Annotated in this window: 30 protein-coding genes; 13 read left to right on the plus strand and 17 right to left on the minus strand. The window is 71.1% G+C overall.

Annotated elements, in window-relative coordinates; genetic code table 11:
• Positions 1–45: 45 nt before the first annotated feature.
• Complete coding sequence (locus tag AB0J90_RS12580) at positions 46–573, minus strand: LURP-one-related family protein (protein WP_363595157.1); 528 nt, start codon at positions 571–573, stop codon at positions 46–48.
• Positions 574–644: 71 nt separating this feature from the next.
• On the minus strand, positions 645–1,829 hold the full coding sequence (locus AB0J90_RS12585) for an erythromycin esterase family protein (protein WP_363595159.1): 1,185 nt from the start codon (positions 1,827–1,829) through the stop codon (positions 645–647).
• Between the two features lie 131 nt (positions 1,830–1,960).
• Here AB0J90_RS12585 and AB0J90_RS12590 point away from each other — a divergent pair, with 131 nt between their 5' ends.
• The 3 genes from AB0J90_RS12590 (at position 1,961) to AB0J90_RS12600 (ending at position 4,161) form a co-directional block, all read left to right on the plus strand.
• The gene (locus tag AB0J90_RS12590) at positions 1,961–2,593 is read left to right on the plus strand and encodes a TioE family transcriptional regulator (protein WP_363595161.1); all 633 of its coding nucleotides are present in this window, start codon (positions 1,961–1,963) and stop codon (positions 2,591–2,593) included.
• 161 nt (positions 2,594–2,754) lie between these two features.
• Complete coding sequence (locus AB0J90_RS12595; protein WP_363595163.1) at positions 2,755–3,183, plus strand: DUF1036 domain-containing protein; 429 nt, start codon at positions 2,755–2,757, stop codon at positions 3,181–3,183.
• Positions 3,184–3,534: 351 nt separating this feature from the next.
• Positions 3,535–4,161 carry a hypothetical protein gene (locus AB0J90_RS12600; protein ID WP_363595165.1) on the plus strand — a complete coding sequence of 209 codons (627 nt, stop codon included), beginning with the start codon at positions 3,535–3,537 and terminating at the stop codon, positions 4,159–4,161.
• A gap of 79 nt (positions 4,162–4,240) precedes the next feature.
• On the opposite strand, the gene AB0J90_RS12605 is transcribed toward AB0J90_RS12600, so the two are convergent.
• Positions 4,241–4,900 carry a nucleotidyl transferase AbiEii/AbiGii toxin family protein gene (locus AB0J90_RS12605; protein WP_363595167.1) on the minus strand — a complete coding sequence of 220 codons (660 nt, stop codon included), beginning with the start codon at positions 4,898–4,900 and terminating at the stop codon, positions 4,241–4,243.
• Positions 4,897–5,241 carry a hypothetical protein gene (locus AB0J90_RS12610; RefSeq protein WP_363595169.1) on the minus strand — a complete coding sequence of 115 codons (345 nt, stop codon included), beginning with the start codon at positions 5,239–5,241 and terminating at the stop codon, positions 4,897–4,899. Before AB0J90_RS12610 ends, AB0J90_RS12605 begins: the two co-directional genes overlap by 4 nt.
• Positions 5,242–5,550: 309 nt before the next feature.
• On the opposite strand from AB0J90_RS12610, the gene AB0J90_RS12615 reads away from it, so the two are divergent.
• A complete protein-coding gene (locus AB0J90_RS12615; RefSeq protein ID WP_363595171.1) occupies positions 5,551–6,483 on the plus strand; it encodes a hypothetical protein in 933 nt (310 codons plus the stop codon).
• Between the two features lie 96 nt (positions 6,484–6,579).
• Here the strand turns inward: AB0J90_RS12615 and AB0J90_RS12620 are convergent, their stop codons facing one another.
• The 6 genes from AB0J90_RS12620 to AB0J90_RS12645 form a co-directional block, all read right to left on the minus strand.
• Positions 6,580–7,758, minus strand: a complete 1,179-nt coding sequence (locus tag AB0J90_RS12620) for a S1 family peptidase (protein ID WP_363595173.1) — start codon at positions 7,756–7,758, stop codon at positions 6,580–6,582.
• An 83-nt stretch (positions 7,759–7,841) separates the two neighbouring features.
• Positions 7,842–8,819, minus strand: a complete 978-nt coding sequence (locus AB0J90_RS12625) for a magnesium transporter CorA family protein (RefSeq protein WP_363595175.1) — start codon at positions 8,817–8,819, stop codon at positions 7,842–7,844.
• Positions 8,816–9,274 carry a hypothetical protein gene (locus AB0J90_RS12630; protein WP_363595177.1) on the minus strand — a complete coding sequence of 153 codons (459 nt, stop codon included), beginning with the start codon at positions 9,272–9,274 and terminating at the stop codon, positions 8,816–8,818. Before AB0J90_RS12630 ends, AB0J90_RS12625 begins: the two co-directional genes overlap by 4 nt.
• The gene (locus tag AB0J90_RS12635) at positions 9,271–10,371 is read right to left on the minus strand and encodes a molybdopterin-dependent oxidoreductase (protein WP_363595179.1); all 1,101 of its coding nucleotides are present in this window, start codon (positions 10,369–10,371) and stop codon (positions 9,271–9,273) included. Before AB0J90_RS12635 ends, AB0J90_RS12630 begins: the two co-directional genes overlap by 4 nt.
• Positions 10,372–10,417: 46 nt before the next feature.
• The gene (locus tag AB0J90_RS12640) at positions 10,418–11,119 is read right to left on the minus strand and encodes a DUF2064 domain-containing protein (protein WP_363595181.1); all 702 of its coding nucleotides are present in this window, start codon (positions 11,117–11,119) and stop codon (positions 10,418–10,420) included.
• Positions 11,116–11,778, minus strand: coding sequence for a glycosyltransferase family 2 protein (locus tag AB0J90_RS12645; RefSeq protein ID WP_363595183.1), 663 nt, complete (start codon positions 11,776–11,778; stop codon positions 11,116–11,118). The genes AB0J90_RS12640 and AB0J90_RS12645 overlap by 4 nt, the downstream gene beginning before the upstream one ends.
• Before the next feature lie 163 nt (positions 11,779–11,941).
• Here AB0J90_RS12645 and AB0J90_RS12650 point away from each other — a divergent pair, with 163 nt between their 5' ends.
• From AB0J90_RS12650 to AB0J90_RS12660, 3 genes are all read left to right on the plus strand, one after another.
• The gene (locus tag AB0J90_RS12650; protein ID WP_363595185.1) at positions 11,942–13,360 is read left to right on the plus strand and encodes a hypothetical protein; all 1,419 of its coding nucleotides are present in this window, start codon (positions 11,942–11,944) and stop codon (positions 13,358–13,360) included.
• Positions 13,361–13,578: 218 nt separating this feature from the next.
• Entirely contained in the window at positions 13,579–14,205 is a 627-nt protein-coding gene (locus tag AB0J90_RS12655) for a carbonic anhydrase (RefSeq protein WP_363595186.1), read from the plus strand.
• Between the two features lie 7 nt (positions 14,206–14,212).
• Positions 14,213–14,410: a hypothetical protein gene (locus tag AB0J90_RS12660; protein ID WP_363595188.1), complete on the plus strand. Its 198-nt coding sequence runs from the start codon at positions 14,213–14,215 to the stop codon at positions 14,408–14,410.
• A 36-nt stretch (positions 14,411–14,446) separates the two neighbouring features.
• On the opposite strand, the gene AB0J90_RS12665 is transcribed toward AB0J90_RS12660, so the two are convergent.
• The gene (locus tag AB0J90_RS12665; protein ID WP_363595190.1) at positions 14,447–15,598 is read right to left on the minus strand and encodes an SRPBCC domain-containing protein; all 1,152 of its coding nucleotides are present in this window, start codon (positions 15,596–15,598) and stop codon (positions 14,447–14,449) included.
• 98 nt (positions 15,599–15,696) lie between these two features.
• Here AB0J90_RS12665 and AB0J90_RS12670 point away from each other — a divergent pair, with 98 nt between their 5' ends.
• Positions 15,697–16,998, plus strand: coding sequence for a hemolysin family protein (locus AB0J90_RS12670; protein WP_363595192.1), 1,302 nt, complete (start codon positions 15,697–15,699; stop codon positions 16,996–16,998).
• Between the two features lie 130 nt (positions 16,999–17,128).
• Positions 17,129–17,272 carry an amidophosphoribosyltransferase gene (locus AB0J90_RS12675; RefSeq protein ID WP_326563298.1) on the plus strand — a complete coding sequence of 48 codons (144 nt, stop codon included), beginning with the start codon at positions 17,129–17,131 and terminating at the stop codon, positions 17,270–17,272.
• A gap of 3 nt (positions 17,273–17,275) precedes the next feature.
• Here AB0J90_RS12675 and AB0J90_RS12680 read toward each other — a convergent pair whose 3' ends face one another.
• On the minus strand, positions 17,276–17,947 hold the full coding sequence (locus AB0J90_RS12680; protein WP_363595194.1) for a hypothetical protein: 672 nt from the start codon (positions 17,945–17,947) through the stop codon (positions 17,276–17,278).
• 133 nt (positions 17,948–18,080) lie between these two features.
• On the opposite strand from AB0J90_RS12680, the gene AB0J90_RS12685 reads away from it, so the two are divergent.
• Entirely contained in the window at positions 18,081–18,281 is a 201-nt protein-coding gene (locus AB0J90_RS12685) for a hypothetical protein (protein WP_363595196.1), read from the plus strand.
• 63 nt (positions 18,282–18,344) lie between these two features.
• On the opposite strand, the gene AB0J90_RS12690 is transcribed toward AB0J90_RS12685, so the two are convergent.
• The 4 genes from AB0J90_RS12690 to AB0J90_RS12705 form a co-directional block, all read right to left on the minus strand.
• On the minus strand, positions 18,345–18,845 hold the full coding sequence (locus AB0J90_RS12690) for a hypothetical protein (RefSeq protein ID WP_363595198.1): 501 nt from the start codon (positions 18,843–18,845) through the stop codon (positions 18,345–18,347).
• Positions 18,846–18,847: 2 nt separating this feature from the next.
• The gene (locus AB0J90_RS12695) at positions 18,848–19,057 is read right to left on the minus strand and encodes a phosphatidylethanolamine-binding protein (RefSeq protein WP_326558301.1); all 210 of its coding nucleotides are present in this window, start codon (positions 19,055–19,057) and stop codon (positions 18,848–18,850) included.
• A gap of 80 nt (positions 19,058–19,137) precedes the next feature.
• Complete coding sequence (locus tag AB0J90_RS12700) at positions 19,138–20,079, minus strand: universal stress protein (RefSeq protein ID WP_363595200.1); 942 nt, start codon at positions 20,077–20,079, stop codon at positions 19,138–19,140.
• A 100-nt stretch (positions 20,080–20,179) separates the two neighbouring features.
• Positions 20,180–21,067 carry a PHB depolymerase family esterase gene (locus AB0J90_RS12705; protein WP_363595202.1) on the minus strand — a complete coding sequence of 296 codons (888 nt, stop codon included), beginning with the start codon at positions 21,065–21,067 and terminating at the stop codon, positions 20,180–20,182.
• 158 nt (positions 21,068–21,225) lie between these two features.
• Between AB0J90_RS12705 and AB0J90_RS12710 the strand changes: the two genes are divergently transcribed.
• Positions 21,226–21,522, plus strand: a complete 297-nt coding sequence (locus AB0J90_RS12710; protein ID WP_363595204.1) for a hypothetical protein — start codon at positions 21,226–21,228, stop codon at positions 21,520–21,522.
• Between the two features lie 24 nt (positions 21,523–21,546).
• Here the strand turns inward: AB0J90_RS12710 and AB0J90_RS12715 are convergent, their stop codons facing one another.
• On the minus strand, positions 21,547–22,056 hold the full coding sequence (locus AB0J90_RS12715) for a GNAT family N-acetyltransferase (protein ID WP_363595206.1): 510 nt from the start codon (positions 22,054–22,056) through the stop codon (positions 21,547–21,549).
• Positions 22,057–22,201: 145 nt separating this feature from the next.
• On the opposite strand from AB0J90_RS12715, the gene AB0J90_RS12720 reads away from it, so the two are divergent.
• Both AB0J90_RS12720 and AB0J90_RS12725 read left to right on the plus strand, forming a co-directional pair.
• Positions 22,202–22,942, plus strand: coding sequence for an SAM-dependent methyltransferase (locus AB0J90_RS12720; RefSeq protein ID WP_363595208.1), 741 nt, complete (start codon positions 22,202–22,204; stop codon positions 22,940–22,942).
• 498 nt (positions 22,943–23,440) lie between these two features.
• Positions 23,441–24,688 carry an acyl-CoA dehydrogenase family protein gene (locus tag AB0J90_RS12725; protein ID WP_363595210.1) on the plus strand — a complete coding sequence of 416 codons (1,248 nt, stop codon included), beginning with the start codon at positions 23,441–23,443 and terminating at the stop codon, positions 24,686–24,688.
• Positions 24,689–24,703: the final 15 nt, after the last annotated feature.

The following is a 24,703-nucleotide window of genomic DNA, read 5'->3' on the forward strand; positions in this document are numbered from 1 at the left end:
TATCTCGCCGAGGTGGGCCGAGAGCTCGCGGCGACCCTGGTGTGTTCAGCCGTCCTTCTTTGCTTTCTCCTTGCGCTCCTTCTCCTCACGTTCCTTCTCGGCGCGGGACTGCGCGAGATCCAGCGCGAGGACGCCGGCCAGGATGAGCAGGTGGTTCTCGTCCCCGAAGATCTTCACCGCGTACGTGTCGCGGATGGTGAACCATTTCTTCGACACCGAAGCGACCTCATGCCCGTCCTGCTCCACCGTGTACTCGTGGTCCAGCAGGTCACCACGCATTTCGAGATCATGCGGCCCCGGTATGTCAATCGTGTACTTGTCGCGGAACGGTGTGAAGAGGTTCTTGCGTACCTCGGCGGCCTTCTCGCCGCCGATCTTGATCGTGTACGTGCGACGCAGCGCGACGAGCTGCCGGTGCACCGAGGCGACCTCCTCACCGGTCGCGTCCTCGATGACGAGCTTGTCGCGCAGGGTCAGCACCTTGCCGTCGACGTGGAAGACCTTCCGGCCGTTGTCGTCGGTGATGTCGAAGTCGTCGCCGATGTCGAAGAGGCGCTCACGGATGAGGTACATGCCTGCATCCTCGCACCAGGCCGCTTCAGTGGCATCTGGAGGACCTGCTCACCCTCGACGCCGCGAGTGGCTCAGATTTCCTTGACGAAGACGATGGCGTCGACCTGGTCGATGGTCGCCGGGTCGAGCGAGAAGTACGTGTGGTCGGCCGGGATGCGTGGCGTCAGTTTCCGGTCGAGGGCGGCGTCGAGGCGGCCGGGATCGACGACGGCGCGGGCGTGGGGGAGAGCCGACAGGACGCCTTCGAGACTGTCGGGATCAGGGACGTCGGAGCCACGGGTGCCGAAGGTGGTGGCGGCGAAGGCGTACTGGTCGCCCAGGTGGGTGCCGACGATTGCGCCCGCGCTCCACCACTGGAGCGGCTGGCCGCCGAATTGCAGGTGACTCTTGTCGCGCTGCAGGTGGCGGTTGTGGGCGAAGGCGAGGGTGGGGCCGCGACGAGCCTCGCGCCGGACAGTGGCGTCGAGGTTGTCGGCGATCATGCCTTCGCGTAGGTGCATCAGTGAGCCGAGGCGGCTGGGTGTGGTACCGGCCATGCCGGCGTGGTAGCGCAGGAGTCCGGTGGCGGTGCGGGCGTACAGGTCGGCGAGCCACCAGTCGTCGGGGGAGGGGGCGGCCGTCAGTTGCGGGGCGTGCGAGGCGAGTAGCGCTCTCAGGTCGTCGGCGATCAGGCGCAGTTCCCTGGCCTCGGGGGTGCGGCCGACGGACTGGGTGGGATCCATCATGGCGTCCGCGTTGGTCCAGCGTTCGTCGGGGCCGATCAGGTCGTCGAGGCTCTCGCGGCTCCAAGGCAGGTCAAGCTGAGCGGCCAGGTAGTCGTGCAGTGCGATCAGAGCTGGACGAGGGCTGGCCGCGCCGGTTATCTCCAGGGGACCGTCGCAGCCGTAGAAGCGGAGCCGCTCGTACGGGGGGCGCTGCTTGTTGTAGACGCGCATCCAGCGCAGAAGCTCACGGTTGCCGGATGAGGCGCCGAAACCGTGGCTGAAGCCGCGACTCATCGCGTCGTCGAGGGTCCCGGTGCCGTCGCCGACGTACGCGTCGGCGACCAGCGCTGCCAGGCAGTCGCTTTCGATGGTGATCGAGCGGTAGCCCTCGTGTTCGACCAGGTGACGGAAGAGCTCGTTGCGCAGTTCGAGGAAGGCTTCGACGCCGTGGGTGGGCTCGCCGAGGCCGAGTAGGCGGGTGCTGGGGGACAGGAGCGTGCTGAGGTCGCCGCCGCTGAAGGGACGCGCGGCGTCCCCGATCGAGGTCGTCATTCCCTCAACCCTATCGTTGAACCTTCGGTGTAAACTTTGACAGCGTTTTTGGCTGCTGGTGAGGAGATACCTTCAAAATGCGGTTGCGGCCTGTCGACTTGGCCCGCGAGCATGGGCTCTCTACCCAGGCGGTGCGCAACTACGAGGAGGCAGGGATCCTGCCGCCGGCCGAGCGTTCGCCGCACGGCTACCGCGTCTACGTCGCGCGCCATGCGGCGGCATTGCGGACGTTCCTGGTGTTGATCCCCGCGCATGGCCACGCGACGGCGGGCGCGATCATGCGAGCCGTGAACGGCGGTGTGGTCGACGAGGCGCTGCGGCTGATCGACGAGAGTCACGCGCAGCTGGCCAGCGATCGGCGCACGCTCGAGGCCGTCGAACGAGCGCTGCACGACCTGGCGCCGCCGTACGAACCGGAGCCGGGTGAGACGTTCATCGGACCGCTGGCTCGCAGGCTTGGCATCCGGCCGGCGACGCTACGCAAGTGGCAGCGGGCCGGGTTGGTCGTGCCCCGGCGCGACCCCCGTACCGGCTACCGCGTCTATGCCTCCGCCGACGTGCGCGACGTGCTGCTGGCCCACCAGTTGCGACGGGGCGGGCACGGGCTGGACCAGATCGCGCAGGTGCTGGAACAGGTACGGGCGGCGGGCGGGCCGGAGCCGTTGCAGGCGACGATGCGGGAGTGGCGCGACCGGCTGACCGCACGGGGTCTGGGCATGCTGACGGGCGCGGCCGCCCTCGACACCTACCTGAGGACGCCATAGCGCCGGACACCCGGCCGGCGCCGTCGGTGCGGCTTCGTGCATCCCGGCGACAAGCCATCAAACGATGGGCATCGCACTGTTGCGAGTTGGCACACTGTGCTTCTTGTCAATGGTCGGCTTGGGTCGCGGGGAAGTGACCCTCGTGCGGATAGGGAGATGTCATGGATCCCGTGTCGGTCGGCATCGCTACTTATAAGGCAACGGTCGCGGTCGGCGGATTCCTGCTGTACCGGGATGCGGTCCTGACGGTCATCAACGAATCCAAGCACGCGGTGAGTGCTGCGGTGTGTCTCGGTAACCGCGGGAGTTCCTACTCTTTCGGATGGATCAACATCGACGCCGGGCACAGGTTCGGCATGGAGTTCCCCGTCCTGCGTTCGGGACAGGATCTCGTGATCCACGCACAGTCGCAGAACGGCAGGTACAAGTGGCAGGGTGACACGTACTTCTACGTGCTGCAGCCAGCGAAGTTCGGCATCAAGAACGCTCGGCTGGAGAGCGCGCAGCTGGTCTCCGGCGTCGGCCGGATGACAACCGTCGGAGGCGACCTTCACCGCATGTCGGACGACTTCACCTATCGTTTGACGTAACCGGTCGAACGCCGACGAGCCTCGCGGGGGCCGTGGATCTGCCCGTAAAGCGTCCCCCGCCCACTAATCCCGGTAATCCGACCCCAGGAGGTTGCGCGTTTCCGAGAGTCGGGTCCGGCCTGCGTCGCGCGTCATTTATACGAGGTTTTTGGGCTTGATCAACTCTCGTCGGGGGCGGGTTGGCGGAATGTTGGCGGGCTGGGGGTGGTTATACATCGCGTACGACCGGAGCAGCGCCGGGGTTGTGTTCTCGCCTCGTGCTGGCTGTGGCCTCGTATTTCTTCCCGAGTGCAGCGCCGCTTCCCTCGTGTGTGCGCGTGCTTGGTACCCCCGATTGGAAGGTGAACCATCGTGAAGACGACTTTCACCGCTGTTACCAAGACTTCGTTTGTTCGTAAGACCGCCCTGGGTGTTGCCAGCCTGGCGTTTGTGGGTGGTGCGGTTGCGGGGCCTGTGGGTCACGTGTTCGCGTCCCCGGCTGAGCATGCTGCCCCGGCGATGACCACGGTCGCGCAGGTGACCAGTGACAAGCCGGGTATGGACAAGCTGGTGCCGCATGGTACGCAGGGTGCGCAGTCGAGCATTGATCTGAGCAAGGACCAGACCGACAACGCCAAGGCGATTGTCGAGACGGCGAAGAAGCTGGGTATGGGTGAGCGTGGTGCGGTGATCGCGGTTGCTACCTCGATGCAGGAGTCGAAGCTGGAGAACCTGGGTCATCTGGGTGACATGAACGACCACGACTCGCTGGGTCTGTTCCAGCAGCGACCCAGTTCGGGTTGGGGTACGCCGGAGCAGATCACGGACCCCACCTACGCTTCGACCGCGTTCCTGAGCAACCTGAAGCAGGTTGATGGTTGGCAGGATATGCCGCTGACGGATGCGGCGCAGAAGGTTCAGGTGTCGGCGTTCCCGGATGCGTACGCGCAGTGGGAGAACCAGGCCGCGCACATCGTGCAGGACGTCTGGACCAAGTAAGCAACACCGAACAGCCACGGGCCGGGTTCCCACCACGGGGACCCGGCCAACGGGCGTACCGCTGGCGGTTGTCCCCGGTTCAGCGTGGCCAGTCGGCCAGGCGCTGGTGGACGATCCGTACCTCATCCTCGGTCAGGCCGTAGCGCGCGAACCGTCGGTCGGGTAGCCGGTCCAGGTAGTGACCGGCTGCCCGGATGTCCTCCGGGTCGAGTGCCGGGTCGTAGCTGTGCGCGAGTGCCAGCAACTCGTCGAGGCGGTAGACGTCCAACGCGGCGGCGATGTCGATGTAGTCGCGTACCTCGCGGCGGGTGATCAGGGCGACGGTCTTGCTCGCGACCAGGTCCTGGACATGCATGACCGGCCCCAGGTCCATCACCACCGGGCTGCGGTGCCGGTCGAGCCGGCCCAGGGTCAACCGGAGCTGACGGCCGCCACGGCTGACGACAAAATCCTTCATGTCCTGGTCGAACCCGTCGAAGAGGCTGGCCAGGTCGCCGGTCGGGTCCTCGTCGCGTACGTCGAAACCGGCCGCGCGCAGCACGTTGCGGACCTCGGTCGCAGCCGCGCCGGCCGCGCCGTCGACGTCCGCGAACAGGTCGAGATCCTCGGTGGGACGGTTCACCAGGCCATGCGCGGCCCAGGCCACTCCGCCGCCGAGGACGAAGCCGTAACGGTCGGCAACGGACAGTGCGACCCGGGCCACCTCCCGGTAGAAGTCGCCCAGGTGGGCGGTGCTCACGAGGTGCGGTGGAGCGAGCGGTGTCGAGCCTCCCACGCCCGCCGGACACCATGCGGCAGGTTCAGGTCCGGCCACACCCGCCGCAGCAGGGTTCCGTTGACCCAGCGACGGAGGTCGTCCGCGCGGGTGGCCTCGCGCAGGACGTTCTCGTACATCCAGAGCAGTTGGTCAGGGTCGGCCAGGTCGAAGGCGCGGTCGGCGCACCACATCAGCCGCAGTGGCAGCTCGACCACGCCGCTGGCCGGCCCGGTCAGCTCGGTGACCGTACGGGTCACCACGGCAGGACGCCCCGGGCGTGCCAGGAAGGCGACGCCGGCCGGTGTCGTTTGGGTGCCGAGCATGGGGAGAGCGTAGCCCGTACTCGGCGTGTTCCGAGCCAAGCGTGTCCCTCGTGTCCGTTTTGCCGGAAGCAGTGGACCCTCGGCCCTCCCCTTCTCGGCCGTGAGCCGGCCCGGTCCTGCCCGTCCTATCAATCGCCACGAGCCGGGCATTTCTGGAATGTCGGATGGGTCGGGCTCGTTACATCTTGCGTACGCCCGTGCAGCACCTGCCGGGCGTGTTGTTTTGCCCCGGACTGCTCCTCCCGGAGTGCGTCATCCTCCCGGATCGCTCCTGCCGGAGCGGCAACCCCCAACGGAAGGGCTCCCATCGTGAAGGACCGCTTCACTCGATGGCTCCCGGCCATCGCACAGACCGACTTCCGCCAGTACGCCCAGACCAAGATCGAGCAGGCCGACCTCGGCCGTCGGCTCGGGCAGGCCAAGGCGCTCCAAGCCGACCTGCGCGGTCTGACGCAGTACCAGATCCGCCGGCTCGACCTGGGCCGGCTGGCAGAGGGCAACCGTCGCAAGGCTGTACTCACCCTCGCCGGTGTCGCGGTCGTGGGCGGACTGGCCGCCGGCCCTGCGCTGGCCGCCGACAACTCGACCTCGCCGAACGTGAACCCGGCCGCCGCGGCGCAGCTGCGCCAGGCCGCCCAGGCGAGCAAGACCGAGGCGAAGCCGCTCGTCGCGCAGACCGGGCCGCAGGGCCAGGCGAGCCAGCAACCGGCTGAGGCATCCTCGGCGCCGCAGGCCGTCGACCGGCCCGCCGACTCGTCGCACAAGCGCGTCGATCCGAAGGCGGCCGACAAGCCGAGCCTGTCCGACCTGATGCCGTTCGGCACGCAGGGGCAGCAGGTCTCCACGCCGCTCTCCGACGATCAGCTGGACAACGCGAAGGCGATCGTGCAGACCGCCAAGCGGGAAGGCGTCGGCGAGCGAGGCGCGGTGATCGGGGTGGCGACTTCCCTGCAGGAGTCGAAGCTCAACAACTTCGGTCACCTCGGCTACCTCAACGACCACGACTCGCTGGGCCTGTTCCAGCAGCGTCCGTCGTCGGGCTGGGGTACGCCGGCACAGGTCACCGACCCCGACTACGCCGCCTCGGCCTTCTTCAACGGGCTCAAGCGGGTGGACGGATGGCAGCACATGCCGCTGACCGACGCGGCGCAGACCGTGCAGGTCTCGGCCTTCCCGTTCGCGTACGCGCAGTGGGAGAACCAGGCCGCGCACATCGTGCAGGACCTGTGGGACAACAGGTAAGGCGTCGACGAACAAACAGCACAGCGCGCTGGCCGGGCCCCGGAGGGAGGGGGCCCGGCCAGTGTCGTCTCGCGACGCAGGCAGGCGGGCTGCCGGTCAGGGCGAGGTGAGCAGGGTCAGGCCGAGTGCCGCGAGCGGTTCGTTCACCGGCTGGAAGTACGTGGTGCCACCGGCGGTGCAGTTGCCCGTACCGGCCACGAGCATGCCCTGTGCCTGGTCGCCGGAGACGAACGGACCGGCTGAGTCGCCTGCCTCCGCGCAGACGTTCGTGCGGGTCAGGCCGGAGATGACCTCGCCCGAGGCGAAGTTCAGTGTCTGGTTGCGCCCCTGGACGACGCCGCACCGCCAGCCGGTGGTGGAACCGTACCGGCAGACCGGAGCGCCGATCGGTGCCTCCCTCGAACCCCGGATGGGTGCCGCCGTCGACCGGCCGGTCCGGATCTCGCCGCGCGGCGTCCAGCCCGGGTTCAGGCGTACCCAGGCGTAGTCGTTGCCGGGGAACGACGAACTCTCGAACACCCCCATCACCTGCCCGTTCGGCGCGTACGCGAGATCGCCGACCTGGCCGCAGTGGCCGGCGGTGAGGAATCCGCCCCGTACGGTGAAGCCGACCGAGCAGCGCATGCTCTGGGCGGTCAGGAAGGGATCACCGCCGCGTACGTCCGCCAGGGTGCGGGGCCGCTCGGTGCCCTCGACGACCCGGACGATTCCCGGTGGCGCTCCAGCCGAGTTGGCGAAGGCATTGGCGGCGGCCGACCCGCCCGGTGCGGTCAGTACGACGACGGAGTTGCCCACGAGGTCGACGTACCAGCCCGAAACCGCACCGGGCGCGTGACCGGCCGCGCGGTCGAGTCGGGCCGCTGTCGCGGCGAGGGCGGCCTCGGCGTGCGGCACCAGGCGTACCTGGGTACCGGGCCGTCGGGCGGTCTGCACCGCGGCCGGATCGGTGACCGCGACCACCGGGTTGCCCCGCCCGTCGAGCCACGCGCCGCCGAACGCGGAGCCGAGGGTGGTGCGCAGGTCCCGTTCCGTCCGCGCGGCGACGGTCGCGACCGCCAGCCGGGCCGCCGCGCCCTCGGGCGTGAGCCCGAGGTCACGTCGCAACGCGGTGAGAACCTCTGTGGGGTCCGGACGCACGCCGACCGACTGCGCGGCGTCCGATCGCTCGGTGGCGAACGGTGCGTCGGTCGGCGCGGCGCCGGCCGGGGCGGAAGACACGGTGAGGAGCGCGGTCGTCAGCAGGATCGCGACCGGGGCGGCAAGTCTGCGCGACATACGGTCAGAGTACGGCTAACATATCGACGGGCGCGCATACGATTGGTGTCATACCGGCGTTCCGAACCACGGGTACGGCCCGGTCAGATCCACTGGCGGCGCTTGAACTCGACGAACAGCCCCACCGCGATGCCGATGGTCACGATCGTCGACACGATGAACTCGGTCAGCGTGTGTTCCCAGGGGAACGCCACGTTCTGGCCGAAGAACCCGGTGATCGCGGTCGGCACCGCGATGATCGCGGCCCAACTCGTCACCTGCTTCACGATCTGGTTCATGGTGTTGTTCTGCAACATCAGGTTGGTCTCGAGCATGGCGTTGTTCAGGTCTCGCAGCGACTCGGTCCACTCGACCACCCGCAGCACGTGGTCGTAGACGTCCTGGAAGTACGGCAACATCGGCGCGCTGACCAGGTGCATCGTCGGACGCATCATCGAGTTCACCACTTCCCGCATCGGCAACGCCACCTGGCGCAGCCGGACCAGGTTGCGGCGGGCCAGGAAGGTGCGCTCCTGCAGCTGGGCGTACGACTCCGGGTGCGGGCGGAACATCGTGTTCTGCAACTCCACCAGGGACTGGTCGAGCTGCTGGACCGCCTCGAAGTGACCGTCCACCAGCGCGTCCACCAGGCCGTAGATCAGGAAGGAGACGCCGTACTTCGCCATCTCGATGTTCTCGTCCCAACGGACGAGCAACTGGCTGATGTCGAACCGTTCGTCGTAGCGGACCGTGATCAGCACCCGCTGGTTGATGAACGCGGCCACCTCGGCTGTGTTCAACGAGCCGTCGGGATGCAACTCCGCCATGTACGTGTTCAGGAACAGGTGCGAGTCGTACCGGTCCAGCTTGGCCCGCTGCGCCTGTTGGACGGCGTCCTCCACGGCGAGCGGGTGCATGCCGAACTCCTCCGTCAGCAGCGCGATCTGCTGCGCCGTCGGGCCGCACAGGTCAAGCCAGGCGAAGGACCGCTCGGTCTCGTTGAGCCGGCTGGCGACCTCGGTCGCCGGGAAGTCCTCCGCTATCAGTTCGCCGTCCCGGTAGAGCCGGCTGCGCACACTCATCGCCCACCCGCCCCGGGCGCGTTCGGTCCCCGACGTCGCGCCGCCACCAGGGTGGCGTACCCGGCGGTCGCGCCGAGCAGCAGCACCCAGAGCACCGCGAGGTACAGCAGGAGTCCGGGCAGGTAGTCCCGGTCGTCCAGGCCCGGATTCGGTGCCGCCGGCATCGGCCGGGTCAACAGCGGGATCCCGACCAGCAGCAACACCCCGGTCGTGACCAGGCCCGCGATCACCGTCGTACGCCAGGGTCGGGGCAGCGTACGGGCGAGCAGCACACCGCCGAGCGTCGTCACCGGGGTCAGCACCCAGTCGTGCAGGACCGGACCGGCGACCAGCCAACCGCCGAGCGAGAGCACGAAGCCCGGCTCCCAGCTCACCTGTGCCCAGAGCAGCCAGGCGCCGTACCCGAGCACGCCGGCGCCGACCGTACCGAACAGCACCCGGATCGGCAGCATCATGGCCGTACCCGCAGCGCGGTGACCCACTTGGTCTGCAACACACCCGGGCGGGTGGGCGCGATGATCCGGCAGGGGTAGCCGTGGTCCAGGGTCAGTTCCTCACCGTTGATCCGCAGGGCCAGCAGGGTGAGCGGATCCCGGACGTGGTCCGGCAGCAGCACGCTGGTGCGGTACGGCCCGGAGCGTTCGAGCGACTCGACCTCGACCCGCCCGGTCGGCGCACCGACCGCGCCGAGCAGGTCGACGATCGCCACCCCGGTCCAGGTCGCGCTGGCGCTCCAGCCTTCGACACACGCGATCGGCAGCCGGGCGGTGCGTTGCGGCAGGGTGGCGAGTTCGACCCGGTCCAGCGCCCGTGACCCGCCCGGCCAGCGGATCGTCAACCGCCAGTCGGTGCCGACCCGGCTCACCCGAGCGGCGTTCGCCGTCCGGTTGATCGGCACACCCTGCGGCCCCTTCGCCGCCCGCCAACTCAGCGGGGAGACCCGGTAGAGCCACGGCACCGTCGCGCCCGCGGTGGCCACCAGCGCCGCCACGGCGGCGAGCCCGGTGGTGGCCAGGAAACCGCGCCGGCTGAGCCCGGACCGGCCCGGTTCCGTCGGCCCGACCCGCCGGCTCAGCCCGTCGTGGATCAGCGGCAGCTTGGTCGCGACGTGGATGCCGAGGGCGCCGATCGCCACCCACGCGACCGCGTAGTGGGTGGGCACGAACTGGAACGGCCACGGGTACGACTGAGCGCTGTTGAACAGGCCGGTGGCGAGTTGGAAGAACGCGGCGGCGAGCAGTACGAACAGTGCCCCACGTTCCAGCGCGTGTGGCACCGACCGGATCACCGGCCGGGCAAACAGCCGGGGGTAGACGCTCCACAGCTTGGCCAGCAGCAGGGGCACCGCCACGATCCCGGACAGGACGTGCACGCCCTGGGTGATCCGGTAGAAGTCCACCGGCCGGGTCGGCCACCACGAGCCGTGCTGGCCGATGTGGGAGAGCAGGCCGGTGGCGAAACAGAGCCCGAAGGTCACACCGAGGGCCAGCCCCAGCCGTGCGGCGACCCGTACGTCGTGTGCGGGGGCGGTGAAGTCCGACTCGCGCGGCACCCGGAGCTTCACGGTCGACCCGGCTCGGGGCCCGCCGCAACCTCGGTCATCGCTGCTCCCGTACCGGCACCAGCCACGAGTCGCGCAGGTCGAACACGGCAGCGGCGAACCGCCCGCCGGGCACCGTGGCGGCGACCGTGACCGCGTCGGCCATGGTGTCGACGTCGGACATCGACGGCAGCGCCTCGACCAGCAGCCCCCGGTCGCCCAACGCCCTGCGCGTACGCGCGCCGGTGTCCGGGCGCGAGGTGGGCACCGTACGCAGTGCCTGCGCGTGGACCGGGTCGTGCAGTCCCAGCGCCCACCAGCCGCCGTCCAGGGCGGCACCGAGCAGCGCCTGCGCACCGCCGTCGAGCCGGCGTGCGGCGGCGTCCAGCAGCGTCCAGTGCAGGTGCGGGGTGTCCATCCCGATCTGCAGCACCGGCTGCCCCGGGAACCGGGCGGCGACGTCCAGGTGCGCGTTGCACAGCCGCTCGGCGAACGTCGCCCCGTGCTGGTCCAGCATCGTCCAGCCGGAGAGCGCCTGCCGGATCTGCCCACCCCGGGCGGCCAGGGTCAGGTCGCCGGCCAGGGCGATCACCGGAGTCACCGCCGGGGTGGCCGCCACCGCGTCGATCGTGTCGAGCAGGGCGCAGGCGGCGATCTCCGCCGCCTGTACCGGACTGGCCGGGGGAGTGAGCCGGGTCTTCACCGCCCCGGCGACCGGCGCCTTCGCCAGCACCAGCAACACCGGGTTCGCGCGCGTCACGCCAGCACCCGAGCCATGTCACGGGCTGCCCGCAGGCTGCCGCGTACAGAGCCGGAGACCTTGGAGGAGGTGCCGGCGGCCCGCGGTCGGTAGGCCACCGGCCGCTCGACGATCCGCCACCCGGCCGCCGCCGCCCGGGTCAGCAACTCCAACGGGTAGCCGAACGCCCGGTCGCGTACGTCGAGGCGGAGCAGGTCTTCGCGGCGTACCGCCCGGACCGGGGCGATGTCGTGTACGGGCGCCCCGCGTCGCCGGATCATCGCCGCCAGGGCGAGGTTGCCGGCCCGTGCGTGCCACGGCCAGGCACCCCGCCCGACCGGGATCCGCCGGCCGACGGCGAGATCCGCCGCGTCCCGCTGGACGAGCGCGACCAGGGTGGGCAGGTCGGCCGGGTCGAGTGAGCCGTCGGCGTCGATGACGCACACGATCTCGGCGGTGGCGGCCCGCAACCCCGTGTCGACGGCCGCGCCGTAGCCGCGCCGGCCCTCGGGTACCACCAGCGCGCCGTGTTCGGCGGCCACCTCCGGCGACCCGTCCCGGGAGCCGTTGTCCACCACGATCGCCCGGTAGCCGGCCGGCAACCGGCGCAGCAGACCGGGCAGGGCCGCCGCCTCGTCGAGGCACGGCAGCACCACATCCACCCGGGGTGATTCGGTCACGGACACTCCTCGCGCTGCGTAGGTCGAGCCGCAGTTAGCCATTGTGGGGAGGTTTAAACGCCGTCTCGGTGGGTTCACCGGACCGGGCCGGCGCGCCGTCGGTGCGTACGACCCGCTCTTGCGTTCCGGCCCGGCCGCCGGCCGTCGCCGGTAGCGTGACCGCGTGCAGCAGGCGCCGGCCCGGGACCGCGCCGGGCGCCGGCGCGGCGCCGACGCCGTATCGGCCGCGGTCGCGCTGGTCCTGGTCGGCCTGGCCGTCGCGGTCGGATGGTGGCTCGACCGGTCCGGGTCGCCGGTGCACGCGGGCGCCGCGCCGCTGTTCGCCACCTGGGGCCCGCACGTGGGCCCCGGTACGCTGCCCGCCCTGCTGGTCGCGGCGGCCACCATCGGGTACGGGCACCGGCTCGCCGCCCGGCTGCGCTGGCCGGCACTGCTCGCCACCGGGTACGCGACCGCGGTCGCCTGGATCGTCTCGCTGGCGCTGGTCGACGGCTGGCGTACCGGCCTGGCCACCCGCCTCACCCTCGACGCCGAGTACCTGACCGAGGTGCCCGGCGTGACCGACGTCCCGGCGATGGTGCGCGGCTTCGCCGGCCGGATCCTCGACCTCCAGCCGGACTCCTGGACCACCCACGTGTCCGGGCACCCACCCGGCGCCCTGCTGGTCTTCGTCTGGCTCGACCGGGTCGGCCTGTCCGGCGGCGGCTGGGCCGCACTGGTCTGCGTGGCCGCCGGGGCGGCTACCGCGGTCGCGGTGCCGGTCACCCTTCGCGCCCTCGGTGACGAGCGGGCGGCTCGGCGGGTGCTGCCGTTCGTGGTGCTGTTCCCGGGCGCGGTGTGGTGGGGCGCCTCGGCCGACGCGATCTTCGCCGGGGTGACCGCGACCGGGTTGGCGCTGCTGGCCACCGCCGCCCGGCCACCCGCCCGGTCCGATCGGCGGCGCGGTGGCTCCGGGGCGGCGACGCTGGTCGCGTTCGCCGGCGGTGTGCTGCTCGGCTTCGGCGTCTACCTCTCGTACGGGCTGGTGTTGATCGCCCCGCTGGTGCTGGCGGTGGTGCTGGTCAGCCGTCGTGGTCGGCCCCTGCTGCCGGCGGCGACCGGGGTGGTTGCCGTGGTCGCCGGCTTCGGCTTCGCCGGCTTCCAGTGGTACGACGGCTACCAACTGGTGGTCGAGCGCTATTACCAGGGCATCGCCCGGGAACGCCCGTACGCGTACTGGGTCTGGGCCAACCTCGCCAGCCTGGTGCTTGCCGCCGGGCCGGCCTGCGCGCCCGCGCTGCGTCGCGCGGTGCTCGCGCAGCCGCACCCCGGCGGAACCGGCATCGCCCTCGGCCCGCTCGGCGGGGCAATCCGCCGGGTGTCGACCGGGCCGGTGGCGCTGTCCCTGGCCGCCGCGCTCGCGATCGTCGTGGCTGACCTGTCGGGGATGAGCAAGGCCGAGGTGGAGCGGATCTGGCTGCCGTTCGCGGTCTGGCTGACCGCCGCCACCGCGCTGCTGCCGCAGCCGCACCTGCGCCGGTGGCTCGCCGTCCAGGCGGTCACCGCGCTCGCGGTCAACCACCTCGTCTGGACCGTCTGGTAGCCGGTCAAGCCGGCGCGGCCGCCGCTCGAAGTGCTCGACACGCGGGGGCCACCCGCCCACCCGGCCGCCGACACGCGGATCGTGTTGCGCCCGCCACCATGAGCCCTCACCTACCCCGGTTTCGCCCTGCCCACGAGTACGGTGTGCGGGGCGACTCCGGCAGGTCATCCGCGGCAAGTGTTGGTGACCGGTAACCCGGCCGGCGGTGGGAGTGACGGATGTTGGAGACGGGTCTGCAGTGGCCGGCGACCCCGGCGGCGGCGTTGGAGTTGCTGCTGGAGGGCAACAAGCGTTTCATCAGCGGGAACCGGCTGCATCCCCACCAGGATGCCGACCGCAGGACGGCCCTGGCCCCGGCGCAGCGGCCGTTCGCGGTGCTGTTCGGCTGCTCCGATTCCCGGCTGGCAGCCGAGATCATCTTCGACCGCGGCCTGGGTGACCTGTTCGTGGTCCGTACCGCGGGGCACGTGGTCGGGGCGGAGGTGCTGGGCAGCATCGAGTACGCGGTCGCCGCGTTGGACACGCCGCTGATCGCGGTGCTCGGACACGACTCCTGCGGTGCCATCGCCGCCACCCTGGCCGCGATCGAGCGGGGCATCACCCCGGCCGGGTTCATGCGGGACGTGGTCGAGCGGGTAATGCTGAGCGTGCTCCCCGTACGCGAACAGGCCATCACCAATCCGGACATCGCGGTCGAGGAACACGTCAAGTACACCGTGGACATGCTGGCCCACCGCTCCTCGGTGATCGCCGATCGGCTGGCCGACGGCAGGGTCGGGGTAGTCGGGATGTCGTACCGGCTGGCTGAGGGCAGCGTGCGCCGAGTGGGCGGCTTCGGGGTGTAGCGGCCTCATGGACCCGGTGACGACCTGGCGGGACCGTAATCACCGTTGGCGGATCGAGGCGATCCGCGCACCGGACCTCAGGTTCGCCATCTACGCCACCAACGGCACCACCGAGTCGGCGCCGCTCTGGCTGTTCGGCCTGGCCGGACTCGCCCGCTGGCTGATGGTCCAGGGCCTCGAACTCGACGACCTGGAAGAACTGTGACCGCGGCGGTGCCACCGACTCCCGCACCGGCCGCTGTCACACCCCGGCGCAGGCGCGGTCTCCCACCCGGCAGCTCTCCGGCTGCCGTTCGCTGAGCGCCGCGTTGACCCGGAAGGTGAACCGGGCCGAGCCGCCCGCGGGTACGGCCGAGCCGGTGAACGTGACCGTGCGCCCCTTCTGGTCGGCGTTCGCACCGGACGCGTCGATCACCGTGGCGCCGCCGTGCAGGACCACCGTGACCGACCACTGGGCCGCCTCGGCGGTGCCGGAGTTGCTCAGCACGATCTCGCCGGTGTAGCCGAGCAGTTCGGTAGAGGCGCGGTTGTACCGCGCGTCGAGGTTGGGCTGGCCGGGTGGCGGGGCGTCGCCGGCGGCCGGCGCACCCGGGGTGGGCGGTACCGGGGTGGTCACGGCGGTCGGTGTCGCGGAGGGGCTTGCCGATGCCGATCCCGTCGCGGTCGCCCGCGGTGCGCCGGACATCGCCGCGACGGCGCCCGGCGCGGTCGGAGGTGCCGCGCCGCCGGCCGCGGGGGAGCCGGACTCGGTGCCGGTCGGCTGCGGAGCGGCGGTGGTCGTCGAGCCGTGCGGCCGGAGCACCGCGAACACCACCATCGCGCCGCCGAGCACGATCGCGGCGGCGATCAGACCTGCTGTCAGCCGCCGTCGGCGTCGCTCCGGTTCGGCGGCGACGGGCGTACCGGCCCACGGGTCCGTGTCACCCGCGGTGCCGTCCGACTCCTCGTCCATCTCCGTCTCGGAGGTGAAGTCGACCTCCCGGAACGCCAGCCAGTCGAGTACGGCCGGCAGCGGGCCGGTGAGCAGTTGCTGGAAGCCCTGCTGGCGCTGCTCGTCCTGCTCGGTGGTCCAGTGCCCGTCGGTGCCGGACTGCCGTACGGTCAGCCGGCAGCCCTGCTCGGTCTCGGCCAGCTCGAACGTGACCAGTACCCGTACGCCGTTCTCCCGCCAGCGCAGGACCAGCCGGCGAGGCTCGTCGACCTCGACCACCGCGCCGCTGACCTCACCGTCGAGTCCGGGGAGGCCGATTGGTCGCAGTTCGAACGGGGCACCGTCCTCGGGCAGCAGGTCGGTGGCGCCGAGCCACTTCTCGAGTAGCTGTTGATCGGTGAGCGCACGCCAGACCCGGTCCACGGGGTGGCGCAGTTCGGCCTCTGTCCGGATATCGGTCACCGCGTGACTGTACCGACCCACTTGTCCGGGCAAAGCGCCCCGCCGGCCCTAGCGCTGCGGTTAGGTGGCCTCAGGGGGCGGATGGGGGGCACGGGGTCGTGGGCGGACACGCCACGGAGCTGGCACTGGTGCTGCTGCTGGTCCTGATCAACGCGGCCTTCGCCGGCAGTGAGATGGCGCTGGTGTCCCTGCGTGAGGGCCAGTTGCGTACGCTGTCGCGCGGTTCGCGCGGCGGGCGGATCCTGGCCCGGCTGGCCCGCGACCCGAACCGGTTCCTGGCCACCACCCAGATCGGCATCACGCTGGCCGGATTCCTCGCCTCCGCCGCGGCGGCGGTCTCGCTCGCCCAGCCGCTGATCGGGCCACTGGGCTTTCTCGGCGGCGCTGCCCGACCGGTCGCGGTGGTGCTGGTGACCGCCATCCTGACCTTCGTGACACTGGTGCTCGGTGAGCTGGCCCCCAAGCGGATCGCGATGCAGCGGGCCGAGCGGTGGGGCCTGCTGGTCGCCCGGCCACTGGACCTGTTCGCGACCCTGGTACGGCCGGTGGTCTGGCTGCTCAGTGTCACCACGAACCTGGTCGTCCGGGTCTTCGGCGCGGACCCGCACGCCACCCGGGAGGACATCAACCCCGAGGAACTGCGCGAACTGGTGGTCAGTCAGCGGGGGGTCTCGCCGCAGCAGCGGGAGATCCTGACCGGTGCGTTCGAGATCGCCGACCGGACCCTGCGGGAGATCCTGGTGCCGCGGGGCGAGGTCACCAGCCTGCCCGGGTCGATGGCGATCGAACAGGCCCTGCACCGGATGGCGGAGACCGGCCGGTCCCGGGCGCCGGTGACCGGGCCGTCGGGGCTGGACGAGGTGATCGGCGTGGTGCACATCCGCGACCTGGTCGGGGCCGCCTGCCGGGTGGACGAGCGGGCCCGGCCGGCGGTGTTCCTACCCGAGACGCTGCGGGTGGCCGACGCGATGCGGCAACTGCGTCAGCAACGCCATCAGCTCGCCCTGGTGGTGGACGAACGGGGTGCGATCGACGGGTTGGTCACGATGGAGGACCTGCTCGCCGAGGTGGTCGGTGAGTTGTACGACGAAACCGACCGGGACGTCGAGGCGGTGGTGCGGGAGGCGGACGGGGCGCTGCTGGTGCCGGGAACCTTCCCCCTGCACGATCTGCCCGATCTCGGCATCACCCTGCGGGTTCCGCTCACCGGGGAGTACACCACGCTGGCCGGTCTGATGCTGGCCCGGCTCGGGCACCTGCCCACGGCTCCCGGCGAGACGTTGCGGCTACCGGGACTGACCGCACAGGTGGTCGAGGTCGGCGGGCACGCCATCCGTACCGTACGGCTGCGCACCGGCGACGACCGTGGTCGCGACAACGGCTCGGACGACCCGCGCTGACACGGGTACGGGCACGGCGGGTCGGTCCCGACCCGCCGACCCGTACGGGGATGGTCCGTGCGACCGGCGGACGGCGGACAATCCCGTCGTTACGGTGAGTTCCGTGAAAAATAAGGGATTGCGGACTTTCCTGTCGGTCCTGGCGGGACTGGCGGTGATCTTCTTCGGCACCAGCGAGGGTCAGGGCGTGTCCACCGCCATCCTGGTGCTGGCGGCGGTCGCGGGCCTGATCGTCTGGCACCTCACCAAGCCGGGAAACACCTCGACGAGCTGATCCTCAGCGTGCCGCGACCGCGCGTGCCAGGTCCCCGGACAGTTCGCGGTCGTCGATCGGCTGCTCACCGAGCGAGACCCGGACCAGGGCCGAGGCCAGCCGGGCGAAGTCCGCGCCGCCGGTCAGGTCGCCGAGCTTGTCCGCCGAGGCGGGCAGGCCGAGTCGCTGTGCGCCGGTGCCCACCCGACGGTCGGTGTACGGGCGCAGCTCCGGCCAGACCGCCTGCACCTCGCGCAGGAAGATCTCCGACCCGGTCGGGCCGATACCGGGAAACTCGGTGATCAGGCGGCGCAGCGCGGGCGGGTCGTCGCCCGCCTCGGCATGCAGTTTGCGCAGGTCGCCATGCCAGCGTTCCTGGCAGAGTCGGCCGCCGTGGGCCAGCATGGTCGCGGTCCGTTCGTCGTAGCGCCGGTAGTGCCCACGGCCGAGCGCGGCCAGCAGGCTGCGCCGGTTCGCCTCCGCCATCTGCTGCGGTGAGCGGTAGCCGGCGGCGAAAAGCTCCCGGGCGGCGCCAATCGCCACGCTTGCCCGGATCCGGGTGCTCAACAGCGTGGTGAGCACCAGTAGCTGGTACAGCGGCGCCGGTCGGTCGGCCAGCTCGATCCCGGCCTGCTGGGCGTACGTCTGCCCGTACCGGTCGAGCAGGGCCCTGACCACCTCACGATCGTTGCTCATGCTGCCTGCGTACCCGCTGACGCCGCCGCTAGCCCGCTCGGAGCGCCCGCATGGCCGACCGGCGGCCGGGTAACCGACGGGGTGCGGGTCGGTGCGACGAGGCACCGGCGCCGAGTACGGAAGGAGACAGGCGATGACGAACGTGCAGCAACCGGAGATGCGACGCAACGAGAACAACCCGACCGTGCAGGACAGTAAGGGTCCTCGACCCGGAGACCGGCGCCAGTCCTCCGGTGGCGCCGCCAGACCTGTCCCGCCCGAGCAGGTCTCCCCGTACGGGCCGTCGTCCCGACCGGTCGCCCGTACCGGCGAGCACGAGAGCAAGTCCGAGTAACCGGCCGGGAACCGGTCCGACAGGCACCGCCGACACCGGCGGCTGGAACGTCGGCGTGCACGGTCATCGGGACCGGCGCGACCGACCCAGCCGGTGCCAGGTGGCCGCGGCCGCGAGGCCGTACACCAGGTGTGGCACGGCGTCGGACACCCAGTCGGAACGGCTCCACCGGCGCGGGTCGCTGACACCGAAACCGGCGAAGGTGGCGTCCGTGGCAAGCATCGCGCCAGCGCCCATCACCACTCCGGCGACCGGCAGCGGCCACCGCCGCCCAGCCGCGAGGAGGGTGAACAGCACCGCGGTGCCGACCCCGGTGCCGTAACCGAGCAGGGGCCCGAGGCCCGAGCGGCGGTTCGCCGCCCGATCCTCGGGTCCCAGATCCAGGTGTACGACTCGGGCGAACCGACCCGCGGTCTCCTCCGGCGTACTGCTCGCCGGTCGAGCCCGGATGATCATGTCCAGGTAGGTGACCGCGTTGAGCGCCAGTGTGCCCACCGTGCCGGCGATCGCACCGTCGACGGCGGCGCCGGTCCGGTCGACACCCGATTTGCCGTACGCCCACATGCTCAGCTCCGCTCGCCGCGTCCGCGTTCGCCCTTGGGGCCGCGCCCGCGTTCACTACGCAGCACACCCCGCTGGCCTCGGTCGTCCTGTAGCACCTGGTTCGCCACCGTGTTGGCACCCTTGTCCACGGCGCGTCCGGAATCCTCGATCAGTTTGCGCAGCCGCGCCCGTTCAACGTCGTACGCGTTGCTGCCCGGTCGTGGTCCTGGCATCGGTTCGTCCCCGTTCCGTTGTGTCCGACGGCGTACCCGGGGTGTCTACCCGCCCAGGTGGGGGCCATTCGCGCCGTCGGTCAGAGGTCGGCGTCCCGCCGCGCGTCGGTGTACGTCTGCGGACGTGGTTCCGGTTGCGCCGGTTCGGGGTCGCGCACGACCACCACCGGGCTCTCCGAGTGGTGCAGGACGTGCTGGCTCACCGAACCGAGCAGCAGCGCACCGAGCGGACCGCGCCCGTGTCCGCCGACCACGACGAGTTGGGCGTACCGCGAGAGTTCCACCAGGGCGGGTGCCGCCCGTCCCGGTATCAGCTGTCGGTTGATCTCCACCTGGGGATAACGTTCGCGCCAGCCGGCGACCGATTCGGCCAGTACCCGGCCCTCGTCGTCGCGCAGCGCCTCCCGGTCGTGTACGACCGGCAGGACGTCCCCGGGCTGGGTGGAGACCGGGTGTCGGTAGGCGTGCACCGCGACCACGTGGGTCCCGCGCAGAGCCGCCTCCTCGACGGCGAAGGCCAGCGCGGCGCCCGATCGCGCCGAGTCGTGGATCCCGACGACCACCGGGCCGCTCGGCTCGGGTCGTCCCCGGGCGACCAGGACGGGGCTGGCCGCGTGGGCGGTCACCTGGACCGCGACCGAGCCGATGATCAGGCTGGTGAGGCCGCCCAGTCCGTGGTCGCCGATCACCACCAGGCTGGCGGCGGTCGACTCGCCGACCAGTACCGCGGTGGCGAATCCGGACACCACCTCGCCGGTGACGGGGAGGTTCGGCGCGGCGGAGCGGGCCTCGTCGACCGCCTCGGCCACCACCCGCTCGGCCTGCCGGCGCAGTCCGCCCTCGGCGGGTCCGGCCGGCGAGGGCTTGCCGGAAACCTTGAGTTTGGGCCAGACGAAGGCGTGTACCACCCGCAGGGGGCAGGACCGCCGCAGCGCCTCGTCCACGCCCAGCCGGACCGCGTTCAGGCCGGTCGGCGAGCCGTCCACGCCGACCACCACCGGCGCTCCGCTCGGTACGTCCACGGCTGCCCCTCCTCCGGTCTGCGTAGGGGCGGGCTTCGCTCTCAGTATGGGCAGGTCGGGTGGCCTCGGTGGGCGATAGCGGGGTACTGCCGTACCCCGGTCAGGACAGCCGGGGGTGGGCGGCGAAGAACTCCCAGAGCAGGTCGGTCGCCATCAGACCCGCCTGCGGCGCCGCGATCACGCCGACCTTCGCACCCGGCCAGGAGTGGCCCATCTGCTCGAGCACGTACACCTCGACGTCACTGCCGTCGGCGCACCGCGCGCGGGTAAGGGTGATCGTCTGGGCGACCGGTGCGGGCGGGGGCGTGACCGGGACGCAGCGCAGCCGTTCCTGCCAGGACGCGACCCCGGTCCGGAACCGTTCGGCGTAGCGATCCTGACCGCCGATGAAGGTGATCACCGAGACCGGGCTGCGCGGCACGTAGTCGACCTTCGCGGCGGATGCGCCGATGTAGCCGCCGCTGACCGCGCCGATCGCGGCGAACACGCCGGTGGCCTCGACCGCCGCCCGGAAGCTGAGGTCGCCGCCGTTGGAGATGCCGGTGAGGTACACCCGGTCGGGGTCCACGCCCCATTGGTCGATCAGATGCTCGGTGAGGGCCTTGAGGAACCCCACGTCGTCGGCGTTGCCGCAGCAGACCAGCGCGTTGAAACCGCCGTTGACCCCGTCCGGGTACGCGACCAGGAAGTTCTCCTGCGCGGCCTTGTCGTCCAGGCCGGTCATCTCGCTCATGCCCAACCCCTCCCCGGGGTACGGGTGCAGCGCGATCACCAGCGGGACGGCGGCGGCCCGGACGTAGCCGGCAGGCGCGTGGACCCGGTACTTGCGGGTGACGCCGCCGTGGTCGAGCGTCAACTGGTGCCGCCCCGGAGCGGGTTGCACGGCCGGGGTGGCGGAGACCCCGGGCGTCGTCGGCTCGCCGGCGTCGCAGGCCCCGAGGCCGGCCAGCAGGCCAAGTGTGGTCACCCAGAGCATGATCCGTCGCACGACAGTTCCCTCCCCGTCCCCGTTGGCCCATACCCTGGGTTCGCGGGTCGGCGGCGGTCAACCCTTTCGGCGTACGCCGAAACCCGGCTGGGCCGCGAAGCTGCCGATAATCTGCCTTTGTTCGCGGCCCGACCACCGCGATCACCATGGGGGCGACGATGGTTACCGTAGAACTCACCCGGTTCCGGGTGGCATCGCGGCGAGCCGAGGAGCTGCTTGCCGCGCGACCGGCGATGTTGCGCGACTTCGAGGCCGACCGGGTGGGTTTCCTCGACGCCCGGCTGGTGCAGCTGCCCGACGACGAGTGGGTCGACATCGTGTTCTGGCGGTCGCCGGAGGATCTCGCCGCGTCCCGGGCCAAGGGCGGGAACCTGCCCTACATCCAGGCGTTCTTCGAGCTGATCGACGAACTCGTCAGCTCCGAGGAGGGCAAGATGCTCGACGGCCGGATCTAGGGCGACCCGTGCCGGCCGGGCCGCTCAGGCCAGGTCGGTGGCGGGGTTGATCACCCAGTGGTGAGACCGGAGGATCCGGTCGGCGAACGAAACCTCCTCCGCACCGACCAGGGTGAAGCCGAGGGAGCGGCAGATGCCGTTCGAGGGGCCGTTGGTGGCCGCGGGGTAGGCGTGCACGAGCCCCCAGCGCCGGTCGTCACGGGCACGTTCGAGCACGCCGCGGGTGGCCTGCTTGGCGAGCCCGCGCCCCTGGAACTCCGGTAGAACCATCCACCCGATCTCGGACATGGTCTCGCCGTCGCTCTCGTGCGACCAGAGGGTCACCGTGCCGGCGACCTGGTCCGGGTTGGCCTCGTCGGGCACGATCATCTTGATCCAGTCGGCGTCTGCCGCCGCCCGTTCGACGTCTCGTCGCACCTTCGCCTCGATGCCCGTACGCGGTAGCGGGCCACCGAGTTCCCCCATCATCACCGGATCGCAGCGCATCCGTATGTAGGCCTCGACGTCGCCCAACTCCACATTCCGCAACAGCACCGTTGCCCCCCGTCCGACGTTCCGTCTCCGCTCGAAGTCCACCACGGCCGTACGACAGTCGGCGCCGCGCCACCCGCTAGCAAGGCGGTCCACTGTGTACGCTCGGAGGTCGACCGGTCGAGATCAGCAGCAGAGGACTCCGTCGATGACCGAGACGCCCGTCGCCCCGAGCACCGCTCGCATGATCGACTACTGGCTCGGTGGCCGGCACCACTACCCGGTCGACGTCGCCGCCGCGACCGCGTTCGAGGGCGCGTACGGCCCCTGCGCGGAGATCTTCCGCTCGCTGCGTGCCTTCCTCGGCCGCTCGGTGGCGTACCTGGCCGGGCAGGGGATCGAGAACTTCCTGGTCTTCGGTGCCGGCGTGCCCACTCGTGGCAACGTGCACGAGGTGGCCGCCGACGCGCACGTGCTCTACACCGACATCGATCCGGTCACCATCGCCCTCGGCCAGGAGGTCCTGGCGGGGCACGACCTCGCCGGCTACGCCTTCGGGGACGCGACCGATCCCGCGGGCATCGACCCGGCGGCGTTGGCGCGGTTCCTGCCGGGCTGGGGGCGGGAGCCGATCGGGGTGGTCTTCCTCGGTCTCGCCGCTTTCCTGGACGACCCGACCCTGGCCCGTACGCTCGACCAACTCCACCGGGTCGTTCCGCCGGGCAGCATGCTGGCGTTCGACTTCGACGGGGAGGAACTGACCGGCTATCCGGAGGCGCTGGCGATGATGGGGGAGGGCTTCCACATGCGCGACACCGCCACCTTCCCGGCTCTGCTCGGGAAGTGGCGGCCCACCTCCGACGGCATCGTCCCGGTGGCCCGGTGGCGTCCCGAGGGCCAGGCCGCCGAGGTGCCGGACGCCTTCCACGGTGGCGTCGCGCTGCACTGACCGGGTGCTCCTCCCTGTCGCGGTAGGGCCGGCGGTAATTCCTATTAAACCTGTAGAACATACGGGGAAAATAGGTGAGCCAGGTCACAATGATCTAGACCTTGTGCTCGTCGGCCGGCTACCTTCGGCGCCATGAATCGGAGCACCCGCCTGGTCCGGCGCCGCTTCGTCGACTACCAGCGGGTCTGCAGCAGTAGCTGTTGACGCCGCTGGCGACGTGGCCGACACCCCGGCCCCCGTCCCTTCCCGGTTGACCGGCCCGCCCGGCCGTCCCGTTCGGACGGCGCCGCGGTCACTCTCGTTCCCGACCTTCCCCGCCTGGCCGTGCAGTCGTGCCGCAACGTCGCGCACGCATGTCACGGCGCCAATCCGGTGCTCCGCGACGACGCGGACCACCGTGTCCGGGACCCCGATCGAACCGTCCGGTTGTCACGGGCGGTTGCCGCCCGCGCGGAAGCCGTACCGCCCCGCCGCGATCGATCCTCGAAAGGACCGACCGTGCCAAGTCTGCTGCCCACCGCCCCGCCCTCCGGCACCGGCCCGCTCGCCGGTCCCCGACCGTCCGACGACGATCCGGCGCGACACTGGCTTCGGATCACCCGCCGTGTCGCCACCGAACTCGCCACCGACGCCGCCGCCCGCGACCACGCCAACCAGCCGCCGTTCGCCGAGGTCAAGCTGCTGCGCGAGGCCGGACTGCTGACCCTGCTGATCGCGACCGACCGGGGCGGCGGCGGGCAGAGTTGGCCGACGGCGTACGCGGTCGTCCGGGAACTGGCCCGGGTGGACGGCTCGATCGCCCAACTGCTCGGTTACCACTACTGGAAGTTCGGTCGGCGCCCACTCGCCGACGATCCGGAGGTCACCGAGCGGCTGGAACGGGAAACCGTGACCCACGGCTGGTTCTGGGGCGGCACCGGCACCCCGCTCGACGCCGACCTGGAGGTCCGCCCGGACGGGGCCGGCTACTGGCTCAACGGCCGCAAGACCTTCGCCACCGGCGCCCGGGTGGCGGACCGGATCGCCGCCTTCGCCACGCACGCCGAATCCGGCGAGCGGCTGCGGATCGTGGTTGACCCACGGTGGCCGGGTGTGGTCCGGCCGGACGACTGGGACAGCCTGGGCCAGCGACTCTCGGCCAGCGGCAGCGTCGAGTTCCGGGACGTGCCGATCACCGCCCAGGACGTCGTCGGCACCCTGCCGCCCAAGGGCGTCGACCTGCCCCCGCACCAGACCCTGACCATCCCGTCCAACCAGGTGTTGTTCCAGAACCTCTACCTCGGAGTGGCCGAGGGCGCGCTGCTGGCCGCCCGCGACTACACCCGTACCCGGAGTCGGGCCTGGACCAACAGTGGGTTGGACAGCGCCACCGAGGATCCGTACGTGCTGGCCACCTACGGCGAACTGGTGGCCCGGCTGCAGGCCGCCTCGGCGCTGGTGGACCAGGCGGTGGCGGCGATCGAGTGGGCCCACGCCCGGGGCGGGGACCTCACCGCGCGGGAACGCGGCGAGGTGGCCGCCCTGATCTCCGCCGGCAAGATCGTCTCGACCCGGGTGGCGCTGGACGCCACCGCGCGGGTCTTCGACCTGACCGGCGCCCGATCCACCGCCCGGCTGGTCGGGCTGGACCGGTTCTGGCGTGACGTGCGTACGCACACCCTGCACGACCCGGTCGCCTACAAGCAGCGAGAGCTGGGCGACTTCTTCCTCAACGACGCCGTCGTCACGCCGACGGCGTACTCCTGACCGGACAACCCCTCG

The sequence above is a fragment of the Micromonospora sp. NPDC049523 genome (assembly GCF_040676775.1).
GTDB lineage: Bacteria > Actinomycetota > Actinomycetes > Mycobacteriales > Micromonosporaceae > Micromonospora_G.

Bases quoted from the DNA above. Each gene is read 5' to 3' on its own strand.
- AB0J90_RS12630 (WP_363595177.1), bottom strand. From the start codon at position 9,274: ATGATGCTGCCGATCCGGGTGCTGTTCGGTACGGTCGGCGCCGGCGTG.
- AB0J90_RS12595 (WP_363595163.1), top strand. From the start codon at position 2,755: ATGGATCCCGTGTCGGTCGGCATCGCTACTTATAAGGCAACGGTCGCG.
- AB0J90_RS12610 (WP_363595169.1), bottom strand. From the start codon at position 5,241: ATGCTCGGCACCCAAACGACACCGGCCGGCGTCGCCTTCCTGGCACGC.
- AB0J90_RS12680 (WP_363595194.1), bottom strand. From the start codon at position 17,947: ATGAGCAACGATCGTGAGGTGGTCAGGGCCCTGCTCGACCGGTACGGG.
- AB0J90_RS12720 (WP_363595208.1), top strand. From the start codon at position 22,202: ATGACCGAGACGCCCGTCGCCCCGAGCACCGCTCGCATGATCGACTAC.
- AB0J90_RS12620 (WP_363595173.1), bottom strand. From the start codon at position 7,758: ATGTCGCGCAGACTTGCCGCCCCGGTCGCGATCCTGCTGACGACCGCG.
- AB0J90_RS12585 (WP_363595159.1), bottom strand. From the start codon at position 1,829: ATGACGACCTCGATCGGGGACGCCGCGCGTCCCTTCAGCGGCGGCGAC.
- AB0J90_RS12685 (WP_363595196.1), top strand. From the start codon at position 18,081: ATGACGAACGTGCAGCAACCGGAGATGCGACGCAACGAGAACAACCCG.
- AB0J90_RS12580 (WP_363595157.1), bottom strand. From the start codon at position 573: ATGTACCTCATCCGTGAGCGCCTCTTCGACATCGGCGACGACTTCGAC.
- AB0J90_RS12710 (WP_363595204.1), top strand. From the start codon at position 21,226: ATGGTTACCGTAGAACTCACCCGGTTCCGGGTGGCATCGCGGCGAGCC.
- AB0J90_RS12655 (WP_363595186.1), top strand. From the start codon at position 13,579: ATGTTGGAGACGGGTCTGCAGTGGCCGGCGACCCCGGCGGCGGCGTTG.
- AB0J90_RS12695 (WP_326558301.1), bottom strand. From the start codon at position 19,057: ATGCCAGGACCACGACCGGGCAGCAACGCGTACGACGTTGAACGGGCG.
- AB0J90_RS12690 (WP_363595198.1), bottom strand. From the start codon at position 18,845: ATGTGGGCGTACGGCAAATCGGGTGTCGACCGGACCGGCGCCGCCGTC.
- AB0J90_RS12660 (WP_363595188.1), top strand. From the start codon at position 14,213: ATGGACCCGGTGACGACCTGGCGGGACCGTAATCACCGTTGGCGGATC.
- AB0J90_RS12625 (WP_363595175.1), bottom strand. From the start codon at position 8,819: ATGAGTGTGCGCAGCCGGCTCTACCGGGACGGCGAACTGATAGCGGAG.